This is a genomic window from Microcystis sp. M113S1 (genome assembly GCF_020246945.1).
Taxonomy (GTDB): domain Bacteria; phylum Cyanobacteriota; class Cyanobacteriia; order Cyanobacteriales; family Microcystaceae; genus Microcystis.
The window spans coordinates 1-9998 of sequence record NZ_JADBSA010000140.1 but is presented as its reverse complement, the minus strand read 5'-3'; the positions used below and the strand labels follow the sequence as shown (position 1 = coordinate 9998).

Here is a 9998-nt window from a genome sequence, read left to right as displayed (position 1 = left end):
TTAACTTTAAACTCTAAGACAAACATTTTACGCAGGGGGTACTTAGACAAAATCAGTATAGCACAATAAAAGTTAAGTTAACAAGCTATAGTTTAAAAAGCCGTCCTAAAAGGACGGGGCTTTAACCCAAAATTTCGGTAAGTGCAGGAAAAATTATGAGGATTAGCCATCAGGAAGATATTATGACAAATGAGCAAATATTACTGGAAAAATGGAGAACACTACCCGACGACAAACAGCAGCAAGTCTTGGAGTTGGTCGAATCATTCTGTCTTGAGGAGCAAACTATTACAGATCCAGTAGCATCGTACCAGCCTAAAACTGAGTTGGGTAAACGGCTGCAAAAAATTCGGACTGCAATTGTAGCATCGGGAGAAAGTCTTTTGGATCTGGAGGGTATTGAACGTGAAAAAGCTGAGAGGAGAGGTGGATATCAAGGAGATAATGGGTGATCAAAACCTTTATTGATTCGGGTGTTTTAATTGCTGCGGCTAGGGGGAATAGCGAAAAGTCACTTCCTGCGGTACAGGTTCTCGATGACGCAAATCGCTCGTTTGTTTCCAGTCCATTTCTGAAGCTAGAAGTCTTGCCCAAGGCAATTTATAATCAGTGCCGAGAGTAAGCACTATTCTATGAAGCGTATTTCACGGCAGTTACTGACTACGTTACAGATTTAGAACAAATTCTCTTAATGGGTTCTCAAGAGGCGCGTCAGTGGGGTTTGGGAGCAATGGATGCGCTTCATGTTGCAGCAGCGGTAATGGCTGGTGCAAAGGAGTTTATGACAACTGAAAAACCGAGTAGGTCTATTTATCGTACCCCAAGTGTTCAAGTGATTTCAATTTATTAATAAGTCCCGAAAATTTACCCTTAATTAGCTTTAACTTTCTGCACGATCGGATCGGCAGTGGTAGTAGAAACCATGGCCGCCATAACTTGTTCAGGGGAAACCGTAAAAGGTAAACGATGAATGTCAGAATTAGGCTGACAGGCAATTGCGGCTGCGTGGCGCAATTGGGCAAGGGAAACATCTCTTAATCCTAAATCCTCTAGGGATTTCGGTAAACCAATTTGTTCATAAAACTGGATTAGTTGCCCCCGGGCCGATAGTGCCAATTGATTGCCCAAAACTATTTCCTCTAGACGCAATTGGGCGAGGATGCCGTAGGCGACTTTTTCCCCGTGCAGGGCATGATGGCAAGCGGGAATATGGGTTAAACCATTATGAATCCCATGGGCGGCCACGGTACGACAATTAGCGCCCCCTAAACCACCAATTACTCCGGCTAATAAAACGGTGGCATCCACTACTTGTTTCCAGTCCTCCCCGCCGATATTTTCCAGGGCTGCCGGGGATTTTTGGAAAAGAATATCCCGCAAAACCCGGGCCTGTTGGACAGCGGCAATGATCAGGGTTTCCGTGGAATGACCGCTACTGACGGAAGCTTCGTACCATTTAGCGATCGCATCGCCAATACCGGCGATTAAGGTTCTTTTCGGGGCAGTTTGGATAATACCGTAATCGAGAATTAATAAATCCGGGCAACGGGCTAGGGACAGATCGTAAAGAAACGCCCCCGCGTCAGAATAGATGTTAGATAGGGCCGTCCAAGCGGCACAAGTGGCCGCGGAGGTGGGAATCGTGGCAATCGGCAAATGGCACTGATGGGCGAGTAATTTGGCCGTATCGAGGGCCTTGCCGCCACCCACACCGATGATAAAATCTGCCTCATGACTCTTGACAGATGCCTTTAAATATGCTAAGGAATTCTCCGAACAATCGGGGGCGTAACTGTGATAGCTAGGAGTGAGATTTTTCAGGGGAGATGACAAAAAAGCTAAATTGCGATCGCCGCCCACCACGAGGGGACGTTTCCCCAAATCCGCTAATTTGCCGGTGGATTCTTCTAGGGCATTGTCACCCCGAATCACTTGTGCGGGGGCGATTAACAGGGGCAAAACAGCGACAGCATTGGACATTTTTTGACAACCTCTCAGGATTATTGGCTAAGTTTAGCGAAGCTTTCGGGAAAAAGCTGTAGTTCAGGGGTATTATCCCCCGGGGCGGAGAAGGATTTTTTAATCTGTCCTAAGTACAAAGGAGCAGATAAACCGGGCTGAGGGTGAACCAGAGTGCGAGCGCTAATGATAAATTGATTATTACCGCCAGCACCGGCGCGACCAGAGGAAAACAAGTCACTAGCGGCTTGTTTTAGGGTTGCTTCCACCTGCTCGGTAGTAACAGTATTGGGCAGGGAGATAACAGCTTGATTAGCTCCGTTATCATAGACAAGGGAGAATCTCACCGCTCCCGGAATTTCGGTACGAGTAAATAATCCTAACCCAAGACCGAAAATTCCGACCGTCAACACAGCCATAAAGCTAGTGACACCGACGAGACGAAAGCGGATTCCCCAACCGACGAGAAAAGCGATAATCGTGAGTACCAAAAAAACCAGCGTGGCAATACCAGACCATTGGATGTATTTGGCAAAGTTCAGGGGAATGTCCATATTTTCTATAATACTGATTCTATGAAAACGGTTAGCATAAACCATTGTACCTATCCTGTTGTCGAAACTTTCCATTCTGTGCAGGGCGAGGGCTTTTGGACGGGAAGCAATGCTTTTTTCCTCCGTTTGGGAGGTTGCGATGTCTATTGCCCTTGGTGCGACCAAAAAGAGTCTTGGAATGCCCACCGTTATCCACAACAATCGGTGCGGGAATTGGTTGAGATGGCAAAAGGGGCTAACCCCGCTATGGTGGTGATTACCGGGGGGGAACCTTTAATGCACAATCTTGATCCTTTGACCGGGGAATTAAAAGATCAGGGTTTACGGGTACATTTAGAAACTTCTGGCGCTCATCCTTTTACAGGGGTTTTCGATTGGGTGACTTTTTCTCCTAAAACTTATAAAATGCCCGATCCTAGTATTTATGCACGGGTGAATGAGTTAAAAATTGTCGTGGCTAATCCAGAGGATTTAGACTGGGCAGCCATCCAGGAAAGTAAGTTATCGGAAGGGGTGATCAAATATCTGCAACCCGAATGGAATACAGTGGAAAGCAAAGAGTTAGTCTTTAATTATGTTCTCCGGCATCCCCAATGGCGCCTCAGTCTCCAAACCCATAAGTTTTTAGGAGTCCGCTAGTCAGTTATCAGTTATCAGTTATCAGTGATCAGTTATCAGTTATCAGTTATCAGGAGATTACTTTTTATTTATTCTACCCACTCCCCAATTCATAATTCATGATTCCCAACCCCTAATTTACTAACAAGAGGTTAAATACTATGTCTAACAACAATTCTGAACGAGTAGTGCGTCGTGGTCGAGTTTTTCCAGAGATTCAAGCTACAGAGGAAGAAAAGGCCAAACATCGCGCCCGACAATTAGAATTTTATCATCGTTGTTGGCCGATTTTTCAGAGTTTACAGCCCCGGTTAATGAAACATTATTATGGTTGGTACATTGCGATCGAACCTGATAGCGGCGATTATTTTATCGATCCCGACAAAGAAGTGGCTAGTAAAAAAGCAAGGGCAAAATATCCCGACAAAATCCATCATATCTTTGGCATTAATGAAACTGGAGTTAGTGGCAGAATATGATTGAAGGGAGATTTGGAGAAAATGGTCAAATTTATTTTGATATCGATTTAGTCAGCCCTAATGGTCTGGTGTTACCTGTAGAAGCTATGCTAGATACTGGTTTCACGGAGTTTTGTGTTATGAATGACCAAGATGCTCGCAGTCTTGAATGGCCATTTTTAAACCAAGATAAGTTACGCACCGCCCAAGGAGAAGCATTTTTTGATATATATTTAGGCAGAGTAAGAATTGATGGTCAAGAATACGAAATTCCCGTCTTTGCAGGGGAGGCAATTCAGGAGATTTTGTTAGGTTCCCAGTGGCTCAAACAATTTATCTTAGTAGCTAATTATCAACAAACACAGGTGACATTAGGATAATGACAAAAAAGGCGATTATTTTACTTTCCGGGGGATTAGATTCAGCGACAACAGCAGCGATCGCTCTAGCGGCTGGTTATCAATTAATTGCCCTTTCCTTTCGTTATGGACAAAGACACGAGCGGGAATTAGCGGCGGCGAAAAAAATTGCTAATTTCCTCAATATTAAAGAACATCATCTGATCGAAGTCAATCTATCTTTGTGGGGAGGTTCCGCTTTAACGGATCAATCTATAGCTATTCCCCAAGAGGGAATTAACCCGAATATTATCCCGATTACCTATGTGCCGGGGAGAAATACAGTTTTTATTTCGATCGCTCTTTCTTTAGCGGAAGCAAGGGAAGCGGAGGCGATATATTTAGGAATTAATGCGGTGGATTATTCTGGTTATCCCGATTGTCGTCCCGAGTATTTAGATGCCTTTCAAACTTTAGCTAATTTATCATCGAAAGCGGGTTTAGAAGGGAAAGCACCCCAATTAATTGCCCCTTTGGTGATGGATAGTAAGGTAGATATCGTCCGTCGTGCTGTTAGTTTAGGGGTTCCCATTGCGGATACTTGGTCTTGTTATCAAGGAGAAGTTGAACCCTGCGGTTTATGCGATTCCTGTCGCATCAGAGATCGGGCTTTAATTGAGGCCGGTTATCCCGAATTAGCCACTCCCCTGTTGAAAAACAGCCAGGGAAAATAGGGAGGATAGTGAAAAATGGAGATAATCTAGGCAATTAAATGTTCAATGAGGATTTTACTGCCGATTAATATTAAAACTAAACCGCCGAGAATTTCCACCTTTTGACTAAATAAATTACCGAATTTATGCCCGATAAAAACAGCTATAAAACATAAAGCAAAGGTAATAGAACCGATGACAGTGCAAGCTAAAAGTAAGGGAGTTTTAATCATCGATAGACCCAAACCAACTACTAAAGCATCGATGCTAGTAGCGATCGCTAATCCGATTAAAGTATAGGAATCTAGAGGATTAAATTTTTTTTCCTCGTCATCATTTTGAACAGCTTCGTAGATCATTTTACTGCCGATCGCCCCTAAAATAATAAAAGCGATCCAGTGGTCAAAAGAGGCGAGGAACTCGCGACAAGTTAGACCGATACCCCAACCGATCATCGGCATAATCGCTTGAAATCCCCCAAAAAACAAAGCAATTTTCAAAGCCTTATTAACATGAATATGACGAATCATCAGGCCACTGGTCAGAGAAACGGCCACGGCATCGGCGGCTAATCCCACGGCCACAAAGGAAGTGGTTAAAAGTTCGAGTGAAGTAAACATCTATAGTTGTTTATCCTTTAATTTCCCCTTATCTTAACTAATTTTTACCCAGAAAACTTTCATATTTCTCTCATGATCCTCTCATTTATCTATCATTTCTCTAACCTAAAAATTAACTGCTCGATTAGTGAGAGGATCGAATTGAAAACGTTTAAAACCACATTACTGGTTCCTCGCCGATCGCCTGCACCTGATGGAGCGCTTCCGGGGTAAAACCGATAATATCCTCAGCTTCTAGGACTTTTTCAGCCGCTACTGCGATTTTATCGGTAAATTCAGCCGTAGGAGTCCGAGGAACCGGTTTTCGGAGTTAACTAACCAATGCTGCTGTTTCATAAATTCCCCTGTTTCCAGGACAAAGTTGAGGAAGATACCTTTTCCCATCATCGATCATCCCGTCTGCTTTTAAGGTGGCGAACGCTACCATATAGGAAAAGCGCCCCGTAAAAAATTATGATAATTTCGAGAATTACCGGAGAATGAGGTGGGAGAGAACGGTGATAAAATTAGCTAATTGACTCCAGTAACTTAAGCCCCCAATAACCGCTCACTGAAAATATGGCTGATTTTTTTAACACCTATGGTTTTTTAATTGTTTCAATGATATTTGGAGCCATATTAGGCATTTCAATTTATTTGCCCTTAATGGCCGGTCAATTATCCTTAGCAACCCCCGGTTTTTACGCTTTAGGGGGTTATGTAGCCGCCATTCTTTCTACGAAAGTTTTTACTAATACCGGCAGCAATTATCCCCTGGCTTTGGTCTTTTTAGAAATGTTAATTGCTGGCATTATTTCAGGAATATTAGCCATAGTTTTAGGTATTCCTGTTCTCCGTTTGCGAGGTATCTATTTAGCCATTGCCACGATCGCCTGGGTAGAAATTTTGAGAATTATTGCCCTTAATCTCGAGATAACTGGCGGTGCGGTCGGTATTTTCGCCATTCCCCAACCTTTCACCACTCAATTAGCCTACCTTTGGCTGGCTTTGCCCCTCTTATTCCTAACTATGCTGTTTCTCTACCGGTTAGAAAACATCAAAATTGGTCGGGCATTTAATGCCATTCGTGCCGATGAATTGGCAGCTGCAGCCATGGGAATTAATCCCACCTATCACAAAGTTTTATCCTTCACTTTCGGGGCAGTTTTAGCGGCAGTTGTGGGAGCGGTAAGCGCCCATTTTCTCAATACTTGGAATTCCCGTCAGGGAACTTTTGATGCCAGTATTATTTTCTTGGCTTTCGTTTTAATTGGCGGTTCAAGAACTTTTGTTGGTCCAGTGGTGGGAGGCATTGTTTTAACTGCTTTGCCCGAAGTTTTACGCGCCCTCGGTGGTGTGAATGGTTTACCAATTTGGTTAGGGAATTTCTTGCGCGATGGTCGTTTGATTATTTTTGGAATTTTAATTGTTTTGGGAACGATTTTTTATCCCCAAGGCTTAATTACACCTGAATTAATTAAAAAAATAATGCCTTTTAAAAGACGTTCCTCTCTTAGTCAAGTTGATTCCTAATTACAGTGATCAGATTTTAGTTTTCAGGTAATTGATTACTGTTTACTGTTCACAGCAAAAAACTCCCCATCTCCCCACTCCTGTCTCCTAACCCACCCTGCTGATACGGATATCCCCCTTCCGGCTAATGTAAAGAAAACGTTACAGTAACAGGTAAAGCCCAGTAGCCAGGAAGCCGTCGATCATGTTTGAATACTTTAACCAGAAAGCTATCAAAGCGGTGATGTTCGCCCAAGAGGAAGCCCGTCGTACCGCTCACAGTGTCGTGGGTACGGAGCATTTACTGTTAGGATTGATAGGAGAAGCCACCGCCACCGCAGCCTTAATTCTCAAGGATTTAAAAGTCACCCTGCACGAAAGTCGCCGCCTGATTGAAGGAATGACCGGCCGCGGCACCGGTTACAGTCCCGTTAATATCCCTTTTACCCCAAAAGCGAAAAAGATGTTCGAGCAAGCATTTCAGGAAGCTCGACAATTAGGGGAACAGGCGATCGCACCTGAACATTTATTACTCGCTATCACCAGCGATCCCGAATCCCTAGCCGCTAAAATTTTAATTATGCAGGGTGTTGATTTGATCAAACTTCGCGGCCTTTTACTTAAAAATGCCGGGGAAAAAGTCGCTAGTGGTCGCTTAACGGGTGATAGTGACTATAAAGACCAGAAAAATGCTCCCCAAGTCGGTATTTTAGCCCAATATGGTCGCAATTTAAGCCAAGAGGTCAAAAATGGCAAAATTGACCCTTTAATCGGTAGAGAGCCAGAAATCGAGCGAGTTGTCCAAATTTTAGGCCGCCGTACCAAAAGTAACCCGATTTTACTGGGTGAGCCGGGGGTGGGGAAAACAGCGATCGCTGAAGGTTTAGCACAACGCATCCATAATGGCGATATTCCCGAACTTTTGCAGGATAAACAGGTAATTGCCCTCGATATGGGGTCTTTACTGGCGGGAACCCGTTTTCGCGGCGATTTTGAGGAACGTTTAAAGGGTATCGTGGAGGAAGTTCGCAAATCGGGCAATATTATCCTGTTTATCGATGAAATTCACACTCTTGTGGGTGCTGGTAGCATGGGAGGAGCTATGGATGCTTCTAACTTGCTTAAACCTGCTTTAGCTCGCGGCGAGTTACAGTGTTTAGGGGCAACGACTCTCGATGAGTATAAACGGCATATTGAGCGAGATGCGGCTCTAGAAAGACGTTTTCAGCCAGTTATGGTGGGAGAACCGACTAAAGAGCAAGCGATCGAGATTTTACGGGGTTTAAAAGCCACCTACGAGGATTTCCATCAGGTAAAATACGATCAAAAAGCGATCGAAGCTGCTGTTAATCTATCCTCTCGCTATATCAATGATCGCTTTTTACCGGACAAAGCGATCGATCTTCTCGATGAAGCAGGATCCCGCACCCATCTACGCTATTCCCTGCAAAGTAAAAGTCCCGCAGAGGTTAACGAAGAATCACCCCTAATTAACCCCGAATCTTTAATTCCAGTGGTGGATGCGGAGGAAATCGCCCAAATTGTCGCCGCTTGGACAGGTATTCCCGTTACCCAATTAACTGAAACTGAGTCGGAATCGCTCTTAAATCTGGAATATCAACTGCATGAGCGGATTATTGGCCAACAGGAGGCAGTAAATGCCGTTTCTCGTGCTATTCGTCGAGCGCGAGTAAATTTAAAGAATCCTAACCGTCCGATTGCCTCGTTTATTTTTGCAGGTCCCACGGGAGTCGGTAAAACTGAATTAACGAAAGCCTTGGCTAAGTTGCTCTTTAGCTCGGAATCCAGTATGATTCGTCTAGATATGTCGGAATTTATGGAATCCCACACGGTTTCTAAGTTAATTGGTGCGCCTCCAGGATACATCGGTTACAATGAAGGCGGTCAGTTAACGGAAGCAGTGCGTCGTCAACCCTATAGAGTGGTCTTGTTTGACGAAATCGAGAAAGCACATCCCGATGTTTTTAATCTTCTCCTGCAATTGTTAGAAGATGGTCATTTGACCGATTCCCAAGGTCGTCGGGTGGACTTTAAGAATACCCTAATTATCATGACCTCGAATATTGGCTCAAAAGTCATCGAAAAAGGCGGTAATAGCTTAGGATTCGAGATTGCTGACGATTTTGCTCAATCGCGCTACCAACAGATTTCTAATCGGGTGACAGACGAGTTAAAACAATATTTCCGTCCCGAATTTCTCAACCGTCTCGATGAAATTATCGTTTTCCGACAGTTAACTCGGGAAGAAGTTACCCAGATTGCCGATATTCTTATCGCGGATCTAGCCAAACAATTGACAGAAAAAGGCATTTCTGTGGAAGTTACCGCCGCTTTTAAGGATTTGGTCATCAATGAGGGTTATGATCCTAGCTACGGTGCGCGGCCTTTACGTCGTGCTTTAACTCGACGCTTAGAGGATAGTTTAGCGGTCGCGATGTTATCGGGAAAAGTCAATTCTGGAGACCATGCGATATTAGATGTAACTGCTGAAGCTGTGGTGACAGTCTCTAGTCATCAGCGCTCTGAGCAAAGCGATATTCTCTCGCAATTACAGTTACAACCAGTGGGTTAATCCCCTCAAAAATTGCTTTTTTCGGGGTTGAAAATGTTTCAACCCCGATTTTTATCAACTAGGAAAAATAACTTCTAGGGGAGCGGGAATCATCTCGCTACGAAAGTCAAGAATCTGAACTAGGATTTGCGGCAAAAAGTTTTTCGGTGGGGGTAGGGTGTAGGGTGTAGGGTGTGGGGTGTGGGGTTTTACCGATTTTGAGGGGGTCAATTACCTAATTTTCAGGGAAAAAGTACCTCAATTCTACCCCCGATCACTCCAATGGTCAGCACTTTTTGAGGGGAAAAAAGTCTAAAAGTCTTATCCAGCAAGGTTTTTAGATTTATTCAGCCAGCCCTATTTAGGGGACCAGCGCTCTTGAATTTTATTAATCGCCCAGCTGACAATCGCCCCCGCAATTAAAATACTAATAGCAGGATTGAATAAGGGCAGCCAAAGACGCTGAAAAAGTTTAAATCCTAGGGGAATTCCCGTGGATTCACCGATAACAGCCACGGCAAACCAGAGAAAGCCCGCTATTACTAAAAACACATCAAATATTAAGATTCTATTCAACCACTTGACAAATTGCTCTTTCATTGCATCAAAAACTTAGGTTATTTAGGGTCTGCTGAAAAAGTTTTTCGGTGGGGGTTGGGGGTTGGGGGTTGGGGG

General features: G+C 44.0%; 13 protein-coding genes. 9 read left to right on the top strand and 4 right to left on the bottom strand.

Features of this window, described 5'->3' with window-relative positions:
- Positions 1-182: 182 nt before the first annotated feature.
- The 3 genes from IM319_RS07160 to IM319_RS07150 all read left to right on the top strand — a co-directional run bounded on the left by IM319_RS07160 (position 183) and on the right by IM319_RS07150 (position 850).
- Entirely contained in the window at positions 183-452 is a 270-nt protein-coding gene (locus tag IM319_RS07160) for a hypothetical protein (RefSeq protein ID WP_286824374.1), read from the top strand.
- Positions 449-622, top strand: a complete 174-nt coding sequence (locus tag IM319_RS07155; protein ID WP_287735122.1) for a hypothetical protein — start codon at positions 449-451, stop codon at positions 620-622. Before IM319_RS07160 ends, IM319_RS07155 begins: the two co-directional genes overlap by 4 nt.
- A gap of 69 nt (positions 623-691) precedes the next feature.
- Positions 692-850 (top strand): hypothetical protein, encoded by a 159-nt coding sequence (locus IM319_RS07150; RefSeq protein WP_287735121.1) that lies wholly within the window; start codon positions 692-694, stop codon positions 848-850.
- A gap of 20 nt (positions 851-870) precedes the next feature.
- On the opposite strand, the gene IM319_RS07145 is transcribed toward IM319_RS07150, so the two are convergent.
- Together IM319_RS07145 and IM319_RS07140 are read right to left on the bottom strand one after the other, a co-directional pair.
- On the bottom strand, positions 871-1980 hold the full coding sequence (locus IM319_RS07145; protein WP_287080142.1) for an iron-containing alcohol dehydrogenase family protein: 1110 nt from the start codon (positions 1978-1980) through the stop codon (positions 871-873).
- A gap of 20 nt (positions 1981-2000) precedes the next feature.
- Complete coding sequence (locus IM319_RS07140; protein WP_286824378.1) at positions 2001-2558, bottom strand: Ycf51 family protein; 558 nt, start codon at positions 2556-2558, stop codon at positions 2001-2003.
- Here IM319_RS07140 and IM319_RS07135 point away from each other — a divergent pair.
- The 4 genes from IM319_RS07135 (at position 2535) to queC (ending at position 4661) form a co-directional block, all read left to right on the top strand.
- Complete coding sequence (locus IM319_RS07135; RefSeq protein WP_286824379.1) at positions 2535-3152, top strand: 7-carboxy-7-deazaguanine synthase QueE; 618 nt, start codon at positions 2535-2537, stop codon at positions 3150-3152. The two genes, IM319_RS07140 and IM319_RS07135, sit on opposite strands and share 24 nt — an antisense overlap.
- 140 nt (positions 3153-3292) lie before the next feature.
- Positions 3293-3610, top strand: coding sequence for a hypothetical protein (locus tag IM319_RS07130; protein WP_158201278.1), 318 nt, complete (start codon positions 3293-3295; stop codon positions 3608-3610).
- Complete coding sequence (locus tag IM319_RS07125; RefSeq protein WP_286824380.1) at positions 3607-3969, top strand: aspartyl protease; 363 nt, start codon at positions 3607-3609, stop codon at positions 3967-3969. The genes IM319_RS07130 and IM319_RS07125 overlap by 4 nt, the downstream gene beginning before the upstream one ends.
- Entirely contained in the window at positions 3969-4661 is a 693-nt protein-coding gene (gene queC, locus IM319_RS07120) for a 7-cyano-7-deazaguanine synthase QueC (RefSeq protein WP_287687430.1), read from the top strand. The genes IM319_RS07125 and queC overlap by 1 nt, the downstream gene beginning before the upstream one ends.
- Before the next feature lie 26 nt (positions 4662-4687).
- On the opposite strand, the gene IM319_RS07115 is transcribed toward queC, so the two are convergent.
- Positions 4688-5260 (bottom strand): manganese efflux pump MntP family protein, encoded by a 573-nt coding sequence (locus IM319_RS07115; protein ID WP_193961534.1) that lies wholly within the window; start codon positions 5258-5260, stop codon positions 4688-4690.
- 558 nt (positions 5261-5818) lie between these two features.
- On the opposite strand from IM319_RS07115, the gene IM319_RS07110 reads away from it, so the two are divergent.
- Both IM319_RS07110 and IM319_RS07105 read left to right on the top strand, forming a co-directional pair.
- Positions 5819-6772 (top strand): branched-chain amino acid ABC transporter permease, encoded by a 954-nt coding sequence (locus tag IM319_RS07110; protein ID WP_287687431.1) that lies wholly within the window; start codon positions 5819-5821, stop codon positions 6770-6772.
- A 184-nt stretch (positions 6773-6956) separates the two neighbouring features.
- The gene (locus IM319_RS07105; protein WP_287735119.1) at positions 6957-9344 is read left to right on the top strand and encodes an ATP-dependent Clp protease ATP-binding subunit; all 2388 of its coding nucleotides are present in this window, start codon (positions 6957-6959) and stop codon (positions 9342-9344) included.
- Positions 9345-9680: 336 nt separating this feature from the next.
- Here IM319_RS07105 and IM319_RS07100 read toward each other — a convergent pair whose 3' ends face one another.
- Positions 9681-9923 (bottom strand): hypothetical protein, encoded by a 243-nt coding sequence (locus tag IM319_RS07100; RefSeq protein ID WP_287735117.1) that lies wholly within the window; start codon positions 9921-9923, stop codon positions 9681-9683.
- Positions 9924-9998 lie beyond the last annotated feature (75 nt).